Annotated in this window: 19 protein-coding genes; 5 read left to right on the forward strand and 14 right to left on the reverse strand. The window is 66.5% G+C overall.

Translation table 11 applies throughout. The annotated features are described in order from the left end of the window. Positions 1–4 precede the first annotated feature (4 nt). The 8 genes from NWF24_RS16460 to NWF24_RS16495 form a co-directional block, all read right to left on the reverse strand. A complete protein-coding gene (locus NWF24_RS16460; protein ID WP_258355106.1) occupies positions 5–607 on the reverse strand; it encodes a Maf family protein in 603 nt (200 codons plus the stop codon). 3 nt (positions 608–610) lie between these two features. Beyond that, complete coding sequence (locus NWF24_RS16465) at positions 611–1,315, reverse strand: phytanoyl-CoA dioxygenase family protein (protein WP_258355107.1); 705 nt, start codon at positions 1,313–1,315, stop codon at positions 611–613. Then, positions 1,312–1,779 carry a 23S rRNA (pseudouridine(1915)-N(3))-methyltransferase RlmH gene (rlmH, locus tag NWF24_RS16470; RefSeq protein ID WP_042579728.1) on the reverse strand — a complete coding sequence of 156 codons (468 nt, stop codon included), beginning with the start codon at positions 1,777–1,779 and terminating at the stop codon, positions 1,312–1,314. Before rlmH ends, NWF24_RS16465 begins: the two co-directional genes overlap by 4 nt. Continuing rightward, positions 1,776–2,438: a ribosome silencing factor gene (gene rsfS / locus NWF24_RS16475; protein ID WP_258355108.1), complete on the reverse strand. Its 663-nt coding sequence runs from the start codon at positions 2,436–2,438 to the stop codon at positions 1,776–1,778. The genes rlmH and rsfS overlap by 4 nt, the downstream gene beginning before the upstream one ends. Then, on the reverse strand, positions 2,438–3,070 hold the full coding sequence (gene nadD / locus NWF24_RS16480) for a nicotinate-nucleotide adenylyltransferase (protein WP_258355109.1): 633 nt from the start codon (positions 3,068–3,070) through the stop codon (positions 2,438–2,440). The genes rsfS and nadD overlap by 1 nt, the downstream gene beginning before the upstream one ends. Beyond that, entirely contained in the window at positions 3,067–3,993 is a 927-nt protein-coding gene (gene hemF / locus NWF24_RS16485) for an oxygen-dependent coproporphyrinogen oxidase (RefSeq protein ID WP_258355302.1), read from the reverse strand. Before hemF ends, nadD begins: the two co-directional genes overlap by 4 nt. Continuing rightward, on the reverse strand, positions 3,993–5,291 hold the full coding sequence (gene purD / locus NWF24_RS16490; protein ID WP_258355110.1) for a phosphoribosylamine--glycine ligase: 1,299 nt from the start codon (positions 5,289–5,291) through the stop codon (positions 3,993–3,995). The genes hemF and purD overlap by 1 nt, the downstream gene beginning before the upstream one ends. Positions 5,292–5,354: 63 nt before the next feature. Next, a complete protein-coding gene (locus NWF24_RS16495) occupies positions 5,355–6,080 on the reverse strand; it encodes a YebC/PmpR family DNA-binding transcriptional regulator (RefSeq protein ID WP_258355111.1) in 726 nt (241 codons plus the stop codon). Between the two features lie 118 nt (positions 6,081–6,198). On the opposite strand from NWF24_RS16495, the gene NWF24_RS16500 reads away from it, so the two are divergent. Genes NWF24_RS16500 through NWF24_RS16515 form a run of 4 tightly spaced genes read left to right on the forward strand, consistent with a single transcriptional unit; the run spans position 6,199 to position 9,610 of the window. Next, positions 6,199–6,987 carry a class I SAM-dependent methyltransferase gene (locus tag NWF24_RS16500; RefSeq protein WP_258355112.1) on the forward strand — a complete coding sequence of 263 codons (789 nt, stop codon included), beginning with the start codon at positions 6,199–6,201 and terminating at the stop codon, positions 6,985–6,987. A gap of 2 nt (positions 6,988–6,989) precedes the next feature. Then, positions 6,990–8,027: a chorismate transformation enzyme, FkbO/Hyg5 family gene (locus NWF24_RS16505; RefSeq protein WP_258355113.1), complete on the forward strand. Its 1,038-nt coding sequence runs from the start codon at positions 6,990–6,992 to the stop codon at positions 8,025–8,027. A 42-nt stretch (positions 8,028–8,069) separates the two neighbouring features. After that, a complete protein-coding gene (locus tag NWF24_RS16510; protein WP_258355114.1) occupies positions 8,070–8,867 on the forward strand; it encodes a lysophospholipid acyltransferase family protein in 798 nt (265 codons plus the stop codon). Beyond that, complete coding sequence (locus tag NWF24_RS16515) at positions 8,834–9,610, forward strand: glycosyltransferase family 2 protein (protein ID WP_258355115.1); 777 nt, start codon at positions 8,834–8,836, stop codon at positions 9,608–9,610. The genes NWF24_RS16510 and NWF24_RS16515 overlap by 34 nt, the downstream gene beginning before the upstream one ends. 174 nt (positions 9,611–9,784) lie before the next feature. On the opposite strand, the gene NWF24_RS16520 is transcribed toward NWF24_RS16515, so the two are convergent. Genes NWF24_RS16520 through macA form a run of 3 tightly spaced genes read right to left on the reverse strand, consistent with a single transcriptional unit; the run spans position 9,785 to position 14,317 of the window. Continuing rightward, positions 9,785–11,170, reverse strand: a complete 1,386-nt coding sequence (locus tag NWF24_RS16520; protein WP_258355116.1) for an efflux transporter outer membrane subunit — start codon at positions 11,168–11,170, stop codon at positions 9,785–9,787. After that, positions 11,163–13,154 (reverse strand): macrolide ABC transporter ATP-binding protein/permease MacB, encoded by a 1,992-nt coding sequence (macB, locus tag NWF24_RS16525; protein ID WP_258355117.1) that lies wholly within the window; start codon positions 13,152–13,154, stop codon positions 11,163–11,165. The genes NWF24_RS16520 and macB overlap by 8 nt, the downstream gene beginning before the upstream one ends. Beyond that, on the reverse strand, positions 13,151–14,317 hold the full coding sequence (macA, locus tag NWF24_RS16530; RefSeq protein ID WP_258355118.1) for a macrolide transporter subunit MacA: 1,167 nt from the start codon (positions 14,315–14,317) through the stop codon (positions 13,151–13,153). The genes macB and macA overlap by 4 nt, the downstream gene beginning before the upstream one ends. Positions 14,318–14,571: 254 nt before the next feature. Between macA and NWF24_RS16535 the strand changes: the two genes are divergently transcribed. Next, the gene (locus NWF24_RS16535; RefSeq protein WP_258355119.1) at positions 14,572–14,898 is read left to right on the forward strand and encodes a hypothetical protein; all 327 of its coding nucleotides are present in this window, start codon (positions 14,572–14,574) and stop codon (positions 14,896–14,898) included. 60 nt (positions 14,899–14,958) lie between these two features. Here the strand turns inward: NWF24_RS16535 and NWF24_RS16540 are convergent, their stop codons facing one another. Genes NWF24_RS16540 through cysW form a run of 3 tightly spaced genes read right to left on the reverse strand, consistent with a single transcriptional unit; the run spans position 14,959 to position 17,477 of the window. Next, a complete protein-coding gene (locus NWF24_RS16540; protein WP_258355120.1) occupies positions 14,959–15,462 on the reverse strand; it encodes a disulfide bond formation protein B in 504 nt (167 codons plus the stop codon). Continuing rightward, positions 15,459–16,556: a sulfate/molybdate ABC transporter ATP-binding protein gene (locus NWF24_RS16545; RefSeq protein ID WP_093173932.1), complete on the reverse strand. Its 1,098-nt coding sequence runs from the start codon at positions 16,554–16,556 to the stop codon at positions 15,459–15,461. Before NWF24_RS16545 ends, NWF24_RS16540 begins: the two co-directional genes overlap by 4 nt. 18 nt (positions 16,557–16,574) lie before the next feature. Next, positions 16,575–17,477, reverse strand: coding sequence for a sulfate ABC transporter permease subunit CysW (gene cysW / locus NWF24_RS16550; RefSeq protein WP_093054633.1), 903 nt, complete (start codon positions 17,475–17,477; stop codon positions 16,575–16,577).

Raw genomic sequence — 17,477 nt, forward strand, 5'->3', positions numbered from 1 at the left:
ATTCTCAAGTATTGAAACCGGCGTTTCGAAGCAGCCCTGCTGTCTCGAACATGGGAAGGCCCATGATGCCCGAATAGGACCCGCTGATGTGTTCGATGAACGCGGCCGCCGCGCCCTGGATGGCATAGGCCCCGGCCTTGCCCAGCGGCTCGCCGCTGCCGGCGTAGCGGGCGATCTGCGCATCGGTGATGTCCGCGAAGCGCACACGGGACACGCTGAGCGCTGCGTGACGCTGCGCGCCATGCTGCAGCGCAACGGCGGTCAGCACGCGGTGCGTAGCGCCCGAGAGCAATCGCAGCATGCGCGCCGCATCCGCCGCATCTTCGGGCTTGCCGAGGATCGTGCGGCCGAGTGCGACTGTGGTGTCGGCGCAGAGCACCGGCGCATCGGCGAGGCCGCGGCGCTGGAGCCGGGCCACCGCGGCATCGAGCTTCAAGGCCGTGACGCGCTGCACATACGTTGCAGGAGCCTCGTTGGGCAGCACGGCTTCGAGCGATTCGGCGTCTTCGTTGGCATCGGCCAGCAGCAGTTCGTGGCGCACGCCGAATTGGCCGAGCAATTGGGCGCGACGCGGGCTCTGCGAAGCGAGGTAGATGAAGTCCGGCAAGGTTCAGTTCTCCTGGAGGGCCGGCTGCGCGCCGGCCACTGTGCGGTTCCAGACCAGTCCATGCGGCAGGCGCGCGGGTCCGAAAAGAAAGTGAAGGACACGGCGACGGTCCGGCGATCGGGCGCGGGACGACACATGCAGCAGCAACGGGCGCATCAGCAAGGCATCGCCACGCGCCGCCACGCAGATCGTCTCGCCATGTTCGGCGCGCAAAGCCTGCGCTTCATCGCCGTCCATCCGACCGGCACGATGGCTGCCCGGCACGACGCACAACGGCCCCGCATCCACGTCGCAGTCATCCAGATGCACCCGCACTGCGAGCAGCGATTCCAATACATCGACCGGCGGCTGCACATAAGGCTCGCCTTCCTTGACGACGGCCGGCATGCCGGCGCCCGAGGCGGGAATCGAGGTGTCCTGATGCAGCGCGACCAGCCAGTTCCTGTCGGCAGTCTTGTCGAAGAGCGTGCATTGCACGGCCACCGATGAAGCATCGAGCAGGCCCATGCTGACCAGCCGCGTCTTCAGTTGGACGGCCATTTCGCTGCACTGCGGCTGGGCCAGAAGGTTGCGGCTGCCTGCCGCCTGCCCCAGCCAATGATCGAGCGACTGCGCGGTTGCGTCCAGCAGATCAAACGGCAACAGCGCCGGCAGCAGCGCATGGCCCTTCTCCTCGAGCAACGCGGCCTGCCCGTCGGCGCTTGTCATTCGCGGTGGTAAGGATGACCCGCGTTGACCGACCACGCCCGGTACAGCTGCTCGACCAGCAGCACCCGCGCCATCGCGTGCGGCAGCGTCAGGTCAGACAGGCGGATGCGTTCGTGGGCCGCGGCCTTGAAGGCCGGATCGAGCCCGTCGGGCCCGCCAATGACCAAGGCGACGTCATCGCCCTCGCCCTGCCAAGCCTGCAGGCGCGCGGCAAGCGCCTTGGTGGTCAGCGCCGTGCCGCGTTCGTCGAGCGCAACGATGCGCATGCCACGCGCAATTGCGCCTTCGATGCGTTCGCGCTCCGCGGCATACAGCGTTTCGAGCGACTTGGAGCCGCGCGGCTCGGTCTTGACGGCGCGCAGCTCGAGCTTGAGCTCGGGCGGGAAGCGCTTGGCGTAGTCGTCCCAGGCAGTCTGTGCCCAATCGGGCATGCGCTGCCCGACGGCGACCACCAGCAGCTTCATGCGCGGCGGGCTGGCGCCTTCCTGGCAGCCGTCGTCGTCTTCTTCGCAGCGGGCTTCTTGGCGGCAGGCTTGCCGACGACCTTGACCGGCACGCGTGCGGTGGTGGTCTTCCTGGCGGGCGCCTTCTTGGCAGCGGTTTTCTTGGCCGGTGCCTTCGCAGCCTTGGCTTCTTGTTCGGCCGCGCGGATCGCGGTCTTGGCGGCGCTGGAGCGGCGCAGCGTCGGCGTCTTGGCGGCCGGCTTCTTCTCTTCGGTGCCGACCTTCGATGCGGTGGCAACCGCGGGCTTGACACCGCCGAGCTTGGCGCGCACCGGCTTGTCGCCCCAGATCTCTTCGAGGTGGTAGTACTGGCGGATGGCGGGCTGCATGATGTGCGCCACAGCCGCGCCGCAGTCCACGATGATCCACTCGCCGTTGTCTTCGCCCTCGATGCGCGGCTTGCCGAAACCGGCTTCGCGCACCGCATCGCGCACGCTGGCGGCCAGCGCCTTGGTCTGGCGGTTGGAGGTGCCCGACGCCACGATCACGCGCTCGAACAGCGGCGAAAGATGTTCTGTGTCGAATACCTGAATGTCCTGCGCCTTGACGTCTTCGAGACCATCGATGATGGCTCGCTGGAGTTTCTGGGTGTCTTTCTTGGCGGCGGCTTCAGTGGTCATCAGGCAGAGCGGTAGAGGTGGTGTTGGTCAATATAGCGTGCAACCGTGGGCGGAACCAGCGAGGAAATGTCCACGCCAAGCTCTGCGCGCCGCCGAATCTCGGTGGCGCTGTTGTTCATAGGTGGCAGTTCGAGCGCCTCGAAACGCGCGCCAGCCGGGAGGCCGGGCAGCATTTTCGGATCAAAACGAGCAGCGTTGCTCGTCGATAGTGCGCGATACGCTACAGAAACGATAGCAATGCCGAGTATATCCTGCCAGCCGTGCCAGGTCGGCAACGCACTCGCCTGGTCGGCGCCCATGATCAGAACCAGCTGTGCGCCGGGCTGCTCGCGCTGCAGTTCGTGCAGGGTGTCGAGCGTGTAGGTGGGCCCGTCGCGCAGCACTTCGCGGCTGTCGATGACGACGGTGCCCTTCAGGTCAGCGAAGGCCAGCCGCGTCATCTCGAGGCGGTCTTCCTTCGGCGTGAGCGCCCTGCTCTTGTGCCAGGCCTGACCCGTGGGAATGACGTGCAGTTCGGCAAGATCGAGTTGCGCCAGCGCGGCTTCGGCTAGCGCGACGTGGGCGTTGTGCGGCGGATCGAATGCGCCGCCGAAAATGCCGATGCGACGCACCGCAGTGCCGGAGCGGTTCACAACCAGTCGCGCCGCACGATGAAGTCGCTGTAGAGCGCGGCTTCTGGGCTGCCCGGCTCGGGCTGCTGCTGGTAGGCCCAGCTGGCCAGCGGCGGCATCGACAGCAGGATTGATTCGGTGCGTCCACCCGACTGAAGGCCGAAGTGCGTGCCGCGGTCCCACACGAGGTTGAACTCGACATAGCGGCCGCGCCGATAGAGCTGGAAGTTGCGTTCGCGCTCCGTGTAAGGCGTGGCGCGGCGGCGCTCGACGATCGGCAGATACGCCGGCAAAAAGCCATCGCCCACCGAGCGGATCAGCGCGAAGCCGTTCTCGAAACCGCCTTCGGAAAAATCATCGAAGAAGATGCCACCGATGCCACGCTGCTCGCCGCGATGCTTCAGGAAGAAATACTCGTCGCACCAGGTCTTGAAGCGCGGGTACTTGTCGTCGCCGAAGGGTGCAAGCGCATTGCGGCACGTGGTGTGGAAGTGCACCGCATCTTCCTCGAAGCCGTAGCACGGCGTGAGGTCCATGCCACCGCCGAACCAGCAGACCGGCTCGCCTCCTGCACCTTCTTTGGGCAGCGCAGCCAGCATGCGCACGTTCATATGGACGATGGGCACGTAGGGGTTGCGCGGATGGAACACCAGCGACACGCCCATTGCCTCGAAAGGCGCCCCCGACAGCTCAGGCCGGTTCTGCGTGGCCGAGGGCGGGAGCTTCGGCCCCCGCACCTGCGAGAAGCCGCAGCCCGCGCGCTCGAACAGTTCACCGCCTTCGAGGATGCAGGTCAGCCCATGGCCCTGCAGCGGCTCGCCGGGCGCCTTTTGCCAGGCGTCTCGCACGCAGATGCCGCCGTCGGCCTTCTCGGCCGCCGCGATGATCGACTGCTGCAGTCCGCGCAGGTACTCGCTGACCGCTGCCGGGTTAGTTTGCTGCATCAAGCGCCGTGGGTGTTGCGCGCGTGAAGCGCGCGGAATCCGATGTCCTTGCGGTATTGCGCGCCGTCGAAGTTGACGCGCGCCGCAACCTCGTAGGCCCGCTGCTGCGCCTGCTTCACGCTGTCGGCCAGCACGGTCACGCAGAGCACGCGGCCGCCGCTGGTCTTGAGCTCGCCGTTTTCCAGCGTAGTGCCGGCGTGGAACACCACGGCATCGGGCGCCTCGGCCGGAATGCCGGTTATGCGGTCGCCCTTGCGCGGCGACAGCGGATAGCCGTGCGCGGCCATCACCACGCCCAGCGCCACGCGGCGGTCCCACTGCAGCTCGACCTGGTCGAGCGTGCCGTCGGTGGCGTGCCAGAACACCTCGAACAGGTCGGACTTCAAACGCATCATGATCGGCTGCGTCTCGGGGTCGCCCATGCGGCAGTTGAACTCGAGCGTCTTGGGGTGGCCCGTGGCGTCGATCATCAGGCCGGCGTAGAGAAAGCCGGTGAACGGAATGCCGTCTTTCTCCATGCCGCGGATGGTCGGCAGGATGATTTCGCGCATGGCGCGCGCATGCACTTCGGCCGTGACCACCGGCGCGGGCGAATACGCGCCCATGCCACCGGTGTTGGGACCTTCGTCGTTGTCGAGCAGGCGCTTGTGGTCCTGGCTGGTGGCCAGCGCAGTGACGTTCTTGCCGTCGCACAGCACGATGAAGCTGGCTTCTTCGCCCTGCAGGAACTCTTCGATGACGACGCGCGCGCCGCCTTCGTTGTGCGACACGCCGAACTTGTTGTCGACCAGCATGAAGTCGACTGCCTCGTGCGCTTCCTCCGCGGTCATGGCGACCACCACGCCCTTGCCAGCCGCCAGGCCGTCGGCCTTGACGACGATGGGCGCGCCCTTGGCGTCGATGTACGCGTGCGCCGCTGCGGCGTCAGTGAAAGCCTCGTACTCGGCGGTCGGAATCTTGTGGCGCTTCATGAAGGCCTTGGAGAAGGCCTTCGAGCTTTCGAGCTGCGCGGCTGCCTGCGTGGGGCCGAAGATGCGCAGGCCGTGTGCGCGGAACTCGTCCACCACACCGGCAGCCAGCGGCGCCTCGGGGCCGACCACGGTCAGCGCGATCTTTTCCTTCATCGCCCATTCGCGCAGCGCGGCGGGCTCGGTGATGTCGACGCAGTCGTAGCGCTCGTCGGCTGCGGTGCCGCCGTTGCCCGGCGCCACGTACACGCGGCTCACCCGGGCAGCCTGTGCCAGCCGCCATGCCAGAGCGTGTTCACGGCCCCCTCCCCCAATTACCAGTACCTTCATTCGCGGGCCTTCATTTCTCGCTGTGATTCAACTAACAACATTCATTCGCCATCGCTCGCCGGATCACTCGGACAGCGAGGCGTTGTGATAAACGTCCTGCACGTCGTCCAAGTCCTCGAGCACGTCGAGCAACTTCTGCATTCTTGCGGCGTCTTCGCCAGTCACGTCTACCGTGTTTTCGGCGCGCATGGTGACTTCGGCGGCGTCGGGCTTCAGGCCCGCGGCTTCGAGCGCGTTCTTCACGGTTTCGAAGTCGGCGACGGCAGTGATCACCTCGATGGCGCCGTCGTCGTCGGTAACGACGTCTTCGGCGCCCGCTTCGAGCGCCACTTCCATCACCTTGTCTTCATTGGTGCCCGGCGCAAAGATGAACTGGCCGCAGTGCTTGAACTGGAAGGCCACGGAGCCCTCGGTGCCCATGTTGCCGCCGTGCTTGGAGAAGGCGTGGCGCACTTCGGCCACGGTGCGCACGCGGTTGTCGGTCATGGTGTCGACGATGATCGCCGCGCCGCCGATGCCGTACCCTTCGTAACGAATTTCTTCGTAATTGACGCCTTCGAGGTTGCCCGTCGCCTTGTCGATGTTGCGCTTGATGGTGTCGATGGGCAGGTTCACCGCCTTGGCCTTTTCCACCGCCAGCCGCAGCCGGGGGTTGGAGCCCAGATCGGCGCCGCCGGCGCGGGCGGCCACTGTGATTTCACGGATGGCGCGGGTCCAGAGCTTGCCCCGCTTCTCGTCCTGGCGGCCCTTCCGGTGCTGAATATTCGCCCACTTGCTATGTCCGGCCATGGCTTTCTATCTCGCTGTCCTGTGTTTTCTGAGCAGGCTCCGAGTTTACTGTCCGGCGCACACAACGCCCGCCCTGGGGCCCGGAATTCGGGCCGGGGCTTTTGGTGATAATCGTTCGATGACGCCATCGCCTTCCGTCGGGCCCGGGAATCCTGACATCCTGCCGCCGCACGCCCCTTTGCCGCTGTACTACAAGACCGAGGCCGAGCATCAGGCGTTCCTGCTGCGCATCTTCGACAGCACTGCCGCGGACTACGACCGCATCGAGAGCGTGCTGGCCTTCGGCACCGGCCCCTCATACCGCCGTGCTGCGCTGCGGGAAGCCGGCCTCTCGGCGGGCATGCAGGTGCTGGACGTGGGCATCGGCACCGGGCTCGTGGCCCGCGAGGCGCTGAAACTCATCGGCTCCACCGGCCAGCTCGTGGGCATCGACCCCAGCCCCGGCATGTTGGGCCAAGTCAAGCTTCCCGGTGTCGAGCTTGTGCGCGGCGTGGCCGAAGCCCTGCCCCGACCCGATGCCAGCAGCGACTTCGTGAGCATGGGCTACGCCATGCGCCATATCAGCGACGTGGCGGCCGCCTTCAGCGAGTTCCATCGCGTGCTGCGCCCGGGTGGGCGCGTGGCGGTGCTCGAAATAACCAAGCCCGAGGGCCGCATCGCAACCGCGCTGCTCAAGGGCTACATGCGTGCCGTGGTGCCGCTGATCGCCCGCGTGGTCGGTCGCCAACGCAACACCTCGGAACTGTGGCGCTATTACTGGGACACGATCGAGGCCTGCATTCCGCCCGAGCGGGTGATGCAGGCGCTGGCCGACGCGGGTTTTCGCGACGTGCGCCGGCATGCGAGCCTCGGCGTTTTCTCTGCCTACACCGCCATCAAACCCGAACACACCGTCGAGGCCAGCTGACAGTGCGAGCTCAGGACGAAACCCCTTCTTCCCATCTGCGCGTCGAGCGCCTGTCGCTGCCGGCCAGCCTCGCGCTGGCCACCGACGGCAAGGCGCCCTTCGCAGCGCTCGGCTACGGCACGCCGCATGGCGTGGCCTGGATGCCGACGGTCAACGCGCGCGTGCTGTCGGCCAACGGAGCCATGGCCGACGTCTGGCACGTAAGCGGCCCGCAGCACGTCAAGTCGGGCACCACTGGCATCGCGCGCTGGCGCACCGACGGGCACTGGCTGCTCGGCGCCATCGACCTGGACGAAGCCACCGAAAAGCAGGGCCTCGCCGAACTCGCGCACCGCGCCTACCGCGACCTGTTCAAGACGCTCGACCAGGCCGGCACGCCGCACCTGCAGCGCATCTGGAACTACCTGCCGCAGATCAACGCCGACGGCGGCGGGCTGGAGCGCTACCGCCAGTTCAACCTCGGCCGGCAGGAAGCGTTTCTTGAAGCCGGCCGCGCCGCCTTCGAAGGCGCGCCCGCGGCCTGCGCCCTAGGCATCCACCAAGGCGCTTTGTCGATCCGCTTCCTGGCCGGCCAGCAGGCGCCGCTGCCGGTCGAAAACCCGCGGCAGGTTTCGGCCTACCGCTATCCCGAAACCTACGGCCCGCGCTCGCCGACCTTCTCGCGCGCCGCGCTGGCGGACATCGGCGACGGCAACATCGCCCTCTTCATCTCCGGCACGGCGAGCATCGTCGGCCACGAAACCGTGCACCACGGCGACGTGCTCGAGCAAACTCGTGAAACGCTGCGCAACCTGCAGGCGGTGATCGACGCAGCCAACGAACGCGGCACCGCGAAGTTCTCGCTGGCCGAACTCGATTGCGTGGTCTACGCGCGTCACCCGTCGGACACCGAAGCGGTGCGCAGCATCATCGAAGGCACGCTCGGCGCCAACGCTCCGATGGCGCGCCACGCGGTGTATCTCGAAGCCGACATCTGCCGCAGCGACCTGCTGGTCGAGATCGAGGCCCACACGGTCGCGGCCGGCCAGCTACGGGCATGACCGGTCGTTGTCCGACCGAGCCTTGCCCGATTGACTGATTCAATGACTCGCGTGCTGCGAATTCTCATGTCGATTCCGCTCGCGTTGATGCTCTACGCGCTGCTGCTGTTCCTGGGCCTGATCTCGCTGGTCTGGAACGTCGTCGCCATGCTGATCCACCCGGTGATGCCGGCGGCACCCGCGCGCGTGCTGGGCCGCACGACCATCGCCTTCGCCTACCGCATGTTCTGGTGGCTGGCGTCGGTGACCGGCATGATGCGCATCGACGCCACCTGCCTCGACCCGATGCGCAAGGAGCCCGGCGTGATCTTCGTGGCCAACCACCCGACCATGCTCGACGCGCTGCTGCTGGTGGCGCGGCTGCCGCGCAGCGCCTGCATCATGAAGGCCGACCTGATGGGCAACATCTTCCTGGGCGCGGGCGCCCGGCTGGCGCGCTACATCAGCAACAAGTCTGCCCGCACGATGGTGCGCCTTGCCGTGAACGATCTACGCAACGGCGGCCAGCTGGTGATCTTTCCCGAGGGTACGCGCACGGTGACGCCGCCGCTCAACCCGTTTCGCCCCGGTACGACGCTGATCGCCAAGCTGGCGCAGGCGCCCATACAAACGGTGTTCATCGACACCGACTCGCCCTACCTCGCCAAGGGCTGGCCGCTGTGGCGCGTGCCGCCGCTGCCCATCGTCTTCACCCTGCGGATCGGCAAGCGCTTCTCGCCCACGCAGGACAGCGACGTGCTGCAGGCCGAGCTCGAACAATACTTCCGACAAAACCTGGAGCAGCGCGCCACCGACGCGTCCCCCGAATGCCAGACGCCTCGCGCACCCACCTTGTCCTGATCCCCAGCTACAACACTGGCGAGCGCCTGTTCTCGACCGTCGCCGCTGCGCGCGCGCAGTGGAACCCGGTGTGGGTGGTTGTCGACGGCAGCGACGACGGCACGGGCGAGCGGCTGCAGCAGATGGCGGCCGGCGACCCGGGCCTGCGCGTGTGGGTGCTGCAGCAGAACCAGGGCAAGGGTTCGGCCGTGCTGCACGGCCTGCGCGCCGCCAGGGAAGCTGGTTTCACCCATGCGCTGACGATGGATTCCGACGGGCAGCATCCGGCGGACCTGATCCCCGAGTTCATGAAAGCTTCGCTGGCCCGCCCTGAGACGATGGTGCTCGGACGGCCGGTGTTCGATGCCAGCGCACCGCTGCTGCGCGTGCGCGGTCGGCGTGTATCTAACGGATGGACGCAGCTCGAAACGCTGTTCGCCGGCGTGGGCGATTCGCTCTACGGCTTTCGCGTGTATCCGGTGACGGACCTGATCGCCGTCATGGAGCGGCAGCCCTGGATGCGGCGCTTCGACTTCGACACCGAGGCTGTCGTGCGGCTGGCCTGGCGCGGCGTCAAGCCGGTGAACATCGATGCGCCAGTGAAGTACCTGACGGCCGAGGAAGGCGGGGTTTCGCACTTCCGCTATGGGCGCGACAACGTGCTGCTTACGTGGATGCACGCGCGGCTGATGGTGGAGTTCGTGTTGCGGCTGCCTGGGCTGGTGTTTCGCAAGCTGGCGAAGAAGGCGCCGTTTCAGGATTGATCTGGGCAACGATGAGATGAGCCGGTGGCATTGATGCCGCTGCCCTCACCCCAGCCCTCTCCCGCTTACGGGAGAGGGAGTAGTACCCACAGCCGCGCCCCGTCTTGTCCCCTCTCCCGCTTGCGGGAGCGGGCTAGGGTGAGGGCGCTGTGCCGCCGATGAAGCGCGGAGGCCCTACAGCGCGACAGCAGCCCCGCCCAACGCCTTGTACAGCGTCATCGTCGCATTGAGCTGATTCAACTGGTTCTGGGCCAGCGAAACCTCGGCCGTGCGGCGCCGATCCTTCGCATCCAGCACCGGCTGCAGCGCGGTCGCTCCGGCGCGGTAGCGCACCTCCGATAACCGCTCCGCGCGCCGCGCCTCCTGCAGCGCCAGCACGAGCTTCTCGCTCTCGTTACGCAGTTGCGTGCGCGACGACAACGCGTTCTCGACCTCTGACAACGCCGTGTAGAGCGACTGCCGAAAACCCAGCACCGCCTCTTCATACTGCGTCTGCGACACGGCCACGGTAAGCCGGGCGGTGTTCCATTGCAGGAACGGCAGCGCCAGCCCGGCACCGAGCGTAGCCACAGGGTTCTTCAACAGCTCTCCCAACGCGGTACTCGACGTGCCCAGCGACCCCGTCAGGCTCAGCGCCGGATAGAACCCTGTGCGCGTGGCGTCGACGTTCGCCAGTGCACCGCGCAACCGCTGCTCGGCGGCGCGCAGGTCGGGGCGTCGGCCCAGCAGACTCGCGGGCACGCCAGCATCGATGACTGGCAAGGCGATGTCGGGCAACTGCGCGGGCTCGACGGCCATCGACTCCGGCGGCTGGTCAAACAGAATCGCCAGCGCGTTGCGCGCCTCCACTCGCTGCTGAAGCAACTGCGTATGCGCCGCCTTCTGTGTCGCGAGACTCTGGCCCGCCTGCGCCACATCCAGCCCCGACACAGCGCCTGCCGCGTACTTCACGCGCACCAGCGCAAGGATGCGCCGGCCGTCTTCCATGCCCGCTTCGCTGAGTGCGATGCGCTGGTTCAGGTAGCCGGTCTGCCAGTAGAGCCCTGCCGTGGTGCCGACAAGCGTCAGCGCCGTGGCCTGGCGGTCGGATTCGGTGGCCTTCAGTTCCCAATCGGCGGCGCTGCGCTGCGCCGAGAGCCGGCCCCACAGGTCGAGCTCATAGCTCAGCGTCACCAGAGAGCTCGACGCGGAACCTGCCACGCCGCCGCGCTTCAGGTCGTAGCTGCGGCTGGTGCTGGCCTGCCCCACCACGCTGGGCGTGAGGTTGGTATTCGCCAAACCAGCCTGCAATTGCGCGCGCTGCACGCGAATGCCCGCTGCGGCCAGGTCGTTGTTGGTGCGCAGCGCGTTGTCGATCAGCCGGTCGAGCTGCGGATCGTTGAACGCCGTCCACCAGTTCGCGGACAGCATCGCAGCCGCGCTCCCCGCGCCGGACGACTGCTGCCAGCCCTGCGGCACTTCCAATGGCCGCTGCACCCGTTGCTCAGGCTGGAACAAGGTGCACCCGCCAAGCACCAGCACTGCGACAGCCACCGCGGAAAGAACACGCGCCCTACTCACGAGCCAGCGCCTCGATCGGGTCCAGCCGCGCCGCGTTGCGCGCTGGCAGATAGCCGAACAGCACGCCGATCAGCGACGCGCACAAGAACGCCGTCACCACGGCGCCCAGCGAAAAGATCATTTGCCATTGCTTGACGAAAAGCGAAAACAGAAAGCTGATGCCGTACGACAGCGTCACGCCGATCAACCCGCCCACCAGGCACACCAGCACAGCCTCGGTCAGGAACTGCTGCAGCACGTCGCTCTGGCGCGCGCCCACCGCCATGCGAATGCCGATCTCGCGGGTGCGCTCGGTCACCGACACCAGCATGATGTTCATCACGCCGATGCCGCCCACCACCAGCGAGATCACGGCAATGAGCGACAGCAGCAGCGTGAGCGACTGGCTGGTGCGCTCGGCTGTCTTCACGATGCTGTCCATGTTGAATGTGAAGAAATCCTTGCTGCCGTGGCGCAGCGTGAGCAGCTTGACCACGCTGTCTTCGGCGGCCTTGGTCGGCTGGTCGTCGCGGATCCGCACCGTGATGTTGTCGAAGTGCTGCTGCCCGAAGAGCCGGCTCGCGCCCGTGCTGTAGGGCAGCCAGATGTTGAGCGACTTGTTCTCGCCGAACATGCTCTTTTTTTCCTGCGACACGCCGATCACCGTGCACGGCAGGTTGCCCACCAGGATGATCTTGCCCACCGCCTCGGCGCCGTCTGGAAACAGCTTGCGCCGCGTGTTCTGGTCGATCACCACCACCTGCGACTGGTGGCGCACGTCGCTGGCCGTAAAGGCTGCGCCGCTGGCCATCTGGATGTCGCGCACGCGAAAGAAACTGTCGCTCACGCCGTTCACCGTGCCGTTGATGTCGACGCTGCGGTAGCGCAGGCGCAGGCTGCGCGAGGTCGAGGGCGTCACGCTGTGCACATAGGGCTGCGCCGCGAGCGCGTCGAGGTCGGACGGTATCAGCGTGCGGATGCTCGAGGCCTTGTCGTCGCCGAAGTCGCGGCCCGGGTACACGTCGAGCGTGTTGGTGCCGATGGCCCGGATGTCCGACAGCACGAAGCGCTTGGCGCCCTCCCCGATGGCCACGATCGACACCACAGAGGTGATGCCGATGACGATTCCCAGCATGGTGAGCGCCGTGCGCATGCGGTGCGCCATCATCGAGCGCCAGGCCATGCGGAAGGCTTCGGCAAAGCGGGCCCAGCCGGTGCTGAAGCGTGCGATGCCGAGCCGGGGCTTCGTCATCGCATCGGGAATTGGCGCGTCGGGCTGCACGGCTTGCGCCGGCGCCGCCACCGTGGGCACGTTGGGCCGGTCGCCCACGATCACGCCGTCGGCGATCTCGATGATGCGTTCGGTGCAGCTCGCCACCTGCATGTCGTGCGTCACGATGATGATCGTGTGCCCTTGCGCATGCAGCTCTCGCAGGATGCCGATCACCTCCTGGCCGCTGCGGCTGTCGAGCGCACCGGTCGGTTCGTCGGCCAGGATCACCTGTCCGCCGTTCATCAACGCACGCGCGATGCTCACACGCTGCTGCTGGCCGCCCGAGAGCTGGCTCGGCCGATGCTCGGTGCGGTCGCCAAGACCCAGACGCACCAGCAGCTGGCGCGCACGCGTGTCGCGCGCCTCGCCGTCGGTGCCGGCGTACACAGCGGGCACCTCGACGTTGCCGGTCGCCGTCAGGTGCGGCATCAGGTGGTAGCGCTGGAAGATGAAGCCGAAGTGCTCGCGCCGCAGTTGGGCAAGTGCGTCGCTGTCGAGCGTGCCCACGTCCTGGCCCGAGACAACGTAGGTGCCGGTACTCGGCCGGTCGAGGCAACCGAGGATGTTCATCAGCGTCGACTTGCCCGAGCCCGAGGCGCCGACGATGGCCAGCATTTCGCCGTTGCCGATGTCGAGGTTGACTTCTTTCAGCACCTGCACTTCCTGCTCGCCCGAGGGAAAGCTGCGGCCGATGCCGCGAAGAGTCAGCAGCGGCTGCTTTTCATCTGTCATGGGCGCTTGCCCCGTCCGCCGCCGCCGTCTCCGCTTTCGCCCCGCTCCAGAACAGCCGAGGCATCGCCCGTGATGACGTTGTCGCCCTCTTTCAAACCTTCGAGCACCTGTGCCTGGAAGTTGTTGGAGATGCCCACGCGCACCTGCCGTTTTTCCACGGTCTGGTCGGCCTTGAGCACGCGCACTTCCTGGCGGCCGTCCTTGTCGCGCGGACCCAGCGCGGTCAGCGGCACGGTCAGCGCCTGCTTGGCCTCGCCCAGCAGGATGGCCACCTGCGCCGTCATGTCTACGCGCAAGGTGCGATCAGGGTTGGGCACGTCGAACAGGGCGTTGAAGAACACGGCGTTGTTGATCTTCTCTGGCGAAGGCTGCACCGCGCGCAGCGTGCCGTGGTAGCGCTTGTCGGGGTCGCCGAGGATGGTGAAGTACACCGGCTGCCCCGGCTTCACGCGCACCACGTCGGCCTCGGACACCTGTGCCTTCACGGTCATGGTCGACAGGTCGGCCAGTTTCATCAGCGTGGGCACCTGGAAGGCTGCGACCACGGTCTGGCCTTCGAGCGTGCTGATGGAAACCACGTCGCCGTCGATGGGCGCAACGATGCGCGTGTACGAGAGATTCGTCTGCGCCGAGGCCACGGCCAGTTTCTGCTGGCGGATCTGCGCTTCGAGCGACACCAGGTCGGCACGCAGCGCGCGCAGTTCGGCGTCGGCGCTTTCCATGTCCTGCTTGGCGGCCGCGTCCTGCGCGAGCATTTCCTGCTGCCGGGTCCATGTGAGCTGGGCCTGCCTGACGCGCACTTCCTTCGCGAGCTTCTGCGCCTGCAGGTTGTCGAGCTTGGCCTGCTCCTGCGCGAAGGTGTTCTGCGAGATGACTGGGTCGATCTCGGCGAGCCAGTCGCCCTTCTTCACGGTCTGGCCCAGCACCACCTTCAGCGACTTGAGCTGGCCGCTGACCTGCGCGCCCACCTCGACCTGCTTGAGCGCCTGCAGCACGCCTGTGGCGAGCACCGCGTTTTCGAGATCGGTGCACTGCACCGTGGCGGTGAGGTATTCGGCCTTCTTGCCCGGGCTGAGCCAGAAAGAGGCGACGACCGCCAGCACGACGAGAACGGCAATGCCGATGACTAGTTTGCGTGATCGCCTGGGTTGTGTAGTGGGCATGCGGGGGAAATCAGGAAGGCGCTGCGCGGCGAGTCGGCTGCGCGGAAGGGGCACGGAACCGCGAGGTCCGGCGTCATCCTAGCCGCGTTTACTGAAGATTCTTTAAAGGCCCACGGGCGATCGACAAACCGATTCGCAGCGTTACGAGCGCGTGACTTTCGGCACTGGTCCGACACCTTCAGGCGCCCTACATTTTTTCGGGTGCGTGGCGTGTTGCCGCGCATAAACCGATAGTTCTAGGAAGGGAAACGACCATGAAATTCAAACAGTCGAACACTTTGCGCCACGTGGCGCTGGCCGGAGCGATCACTGCAGCGATGGCCTTCAGCGGCGCGGCCGGTGCCACCAACACGAAGGCGGAGACACCCGAGGCGCAGTCGCCGCTGACGTTCACCACGCCGGTGCGCAGCCCCGAAGCCAACGCCCCGCTGGGCCTTGCGAGCATCAGCAGCGACATCAAGCCGACGGCGGCTCAGCCGGTGAACATGGCGATGGTCAGCAGCTGCGCCGAGCGCTGGTACTGGCGCAGCCTGCTCGAAGAAATGGGATGCGGTTTTTCGGGCCAGGGCTGGTTCAACTGACGCGAACCCGCCCTCTTCGGCACGCCGCCCGCCGTGGGGCGGCGTTGCCTCTTCCGCCTCTCAGCGTGCGCGACGCGAGCGCACGAGCAGCGTGATGAGCATCAGCGAAAGAACCACGAACGCGATGAACGACCAGTTCGCCAGCGTCAGGCCGAACAGCGACCAGTCGATCTTCGAGCAGTCGCCGCCGCCGCGGAAGATCATCGGCAGCGCACGCTTCAGGGGAAAGGTCTCGATCATCCCGTAGAGGTCGCGTCCGCAGGACACGACTTCGGGCGGATACCACTGCAGCCAGCTTTGCGAGGCCGCCGTGTAGGCACCGCCCACCGCGGCCACCAGCGCCAGCAATCCGCCCACGACCCGAAGGCCTACGTTGCGGAACGCCCCGGCCAGCCCGGTGAAGATTGCCACCAGCACCAGCGCATACCGCTGCACGATGCACATGGGACAGGGTTCGAGCCCGACCACGTGCTGCAGGTAGAGCCCGAAGGCCAGCATGAGAACGCAGGCCAGGCAGATCAGCCCAAACGCGCGGCGCGGCGCGCCGAAGTACCAATCGATCAAGGAGATACCCAATCTTCTTCTACGAACACCCTGGCCTTGCGCGGGTTGGCAACGACGGTGTCGCCTTCCTTCAAGCCCAGGTCACGGAACTGTTGCGCAGGGAGTTGCGCCTCGATGATGGTTCCGGAGCCCGGATTATCTGGATTCGATTCGGTGGGCTCAAGTTCCAGCCGTGCGATGGGTCCGACCACGATTGCGCGCGACAGCGTGGCGACGATGCCCGAGGCGCCGGCCACGTAGCGTGTCACATCGATGTCATGCGGGCGCACATAGGCGCGTGCCTTGGCGTCGCGCGCGCCGCTGTGCTCGGGTGAATCAAGGCGCATGCCGTCGAGCTGCACCGCGCCGTTGTCGGCCCGGCCGTGGAACAGATTCACGTCGCCCAGGAAGCCGTAGACGAACGGGCTGGCCGGCTGGTCCCACACTTCCTGCGGCGAGCCGACCTGCTCGATCTGTCCCTTGTTGATGACCACCACGCGGTCGGCCACTTCGAGCGCTTCTTCCTGGTCGTGCGTGACGAAGATCGAGGTCACGTGCAGTTCGTCGTGCAGCCGGCGCAGCCAGCGGCGCAGTTCCTTGCGCACCTTGGCGTCGAGCGCGCCGAAAGGCTCGTCGAGCAGCAGCACCTTGGGCTCCACCGCCAGCGCACGGGCCAGCGCAATGCGCTGCCGCTGGCCACCCGAAAGCTGCGACGGATATCGGTCGGCCAGCCAGTCGAGCTGCACCAGCTTGAGCAGGTCGGTCACCTTCTGCCTGATCTGCGCGTCGCTCGGGCGCTCCTTGCGCGGCTTCACGCGCAGGCCGAAGGCCACGTTCTCGAACACGGTCATGTGACGGAACAATGCGTAGTGCTGGAACACGAAGCCCACCTGCCGCTCGCGCACGTGCACGTCGGTGGTGTCTTCGCCCGAGAAAAGAATACTGCCGGCGTCGGCCGTCTCCAGCCCCGCGATGATGCGCAGCAGCGTGGTCTTGCCGCAGCCCGAGGGCCCGAGCAGCGCGACCAGTTCGCCCGACTCCACGTCGAGGTTCACGTCGCGCAGCGCGCGGAAGTCGCCGAACTGCTTGCTGATGTTGCGGATTTCGATGCTCATGATCTTGTTCTTTCTCTCTCAGGCCGCCGCGGCTTCGGGGGGACGCTCGGGGGGCAGTTCGGCAATGGCCTTCATCTCGCGCTCGTGGCGCCATTCGATCACCGACTTGATCACCAGCGTGACCAGCGCCAGGATGGCCAGTAGCGAGGCCACGGCAAACGCGGCCACAGACTGGTATTCGTTGTAGAGCACTTCCACGTGCAGCGGCATGGTGTTGGTCTGGCCGCGGATGTGCCCCGACACCACCGACACCGCGCCGAATTCGCCCATGGCGCGCGCGTTGCACAGGATCACGCCGTACAGCAGGCCCCACTTGATGTTGGGCAGTGTCACGCGCCAGAAGGTCTGCCAGCCGGTCGCGCCGAGCACGATGGCGGCCTGCTCCTCGTCGGTGCCCTGCGCCTGCATCAGCGGCACGAGTTCGCGCGCGATGAACGGGAAAGTCACGAACACGGTTGCCAGCACGATGCCCGGCACGGCAAAGATGATCTTGATGTCGTGCTCCGCCAGCCACGGACCGAGCCAGCCCTGCGCGCCGAACACCAGCACGTAGATCAGGCCCGCCACCACCGGCGACACCGCGAACGGCAGGTCGACCAGCGTGGTGAGAAATGCCTTGCCACGGAACTCGAACTTGGCAATGGCCCAGGCCGCGGCCACGCCGAATACGAGGTTCATCGGCACCGCGATGGCGGCAGTGATCAGCGTGAGGCGAATCGCACTCCAGGCGTCGGGCTCTTTCAGCGCGTCGAGATACGCGCCCACGCCCTTGCGCAGCGCCTCGGTCGCAACAGCGGCCAGCGGCAGCACGAGAAACAGGAACATGAACGCGAGCGCAATGCCAATCAGAGTCCAGCGCACCCAGGCAGATTCAGTAGTGCCGGCCTGCGCGCGGCGAATGACTTTGGAAGGTGCACTCAT

It is taken from the genome of Variovorax paradoxus (genome assembly GCF_024734665.1).
GTDB lineage: Bacteria > Pseudomonadota > Gammaproteobacteria > Burkholderiales > Burkholderiaceae_C > Variovorax.

Coding starts and splice junctions, on each gene's coding strand:
- NWF24_RS16465 (WP_258355107.1), bottom strand. CDS start 1,315: ATGACAAGCGCCGACGGGCAGGCCGCGTTGCTCGAGGAGAAGGGCCAT.
- rlmH (WP_042579728.1), bottom strand. CDS start 1,779: ATGAAGCTGCTGGTGGTCGCCGTCGGGCAGCGCATGCCCGATTGGGCA.
- rsfS (WP_258355108.1), bottom strand. CDS start 2,438: ATGACCACTGAAGCCGCCGCCAAGAAAGACACCCAGAAACTCCAGCGA.
- hemF (WP_258355302.1), bottom strand. CDS start 3,993: ATGCAGCAAACTAACCCGGCAGCGGTCAGCGAGTACCTGCGCGGACTG.
- purD (WP_258355110.1), bottom strand. CDS start 5,291: ATGAAGGTACTGGTAATTGGGGGAGGGGGCCGTGAACACGCTCTGGCA.
- NWF24_RS16495 (WP_258355111.1), bottom strand. CDS start 6,080: ATGGCCGGACATAGCAAGTGGGCGAATATTCAGCACCGGAAGGGCCGC.
- NWF24_RS16500 (WP_258355112.1), top strand. CDS start 6,199: ATGACGCCATCGCCTTCCGTCGGGCCCGGGAATCCTGACATCCTGCCG.
- NWF24_RS16510 (WP_258355114.1), top strand. CDS start 8,070: ATGACTCGCGTGCTGCGAATTCTCATGTCGATTCCGCTCGCGTTGATG.
- NWF24_RS16515 (WP_258355115.1), top strand. CDS start 8,834: ATGCCAGACGCCTCGCGCACCCACCTTGTCCTGATCCCCAGCTACAAC.
- macB (WP_258355117.1), bottom strand. CDS start 13,154: ATGACAGATGAAAAGCAGCCGCTGCTGACTCTTCGCGGCATCGGCCGC.
- macA (WP_258355118.1), bottom strand. CDS start 14,317: ATGCCCACTACACAACCCAGGCGATCACGCAAACTAGTCATCGGCATT.
- NWF24_RS16535 (WP_258355119.1), top strand. CDS start 14,572: ATGAAATTCAAACAGTCGAACACTTTGCGCCACGTGGCGCTGGCCGGA.
- NWF24_RS16545 (WP_093173932.1), bottom strand. CDS start 16,556: ATGAGCATCGAAATCCGCAACATCAGCAAGCAGTTCGGCGACTTCCGC.
- cysW (WP_093054633.1), bottom strand. CDS start 17,477: ATGAGTGCACCTTCCAAAGTCATTCGCCGCGCGCAGGCCGGCACTACT.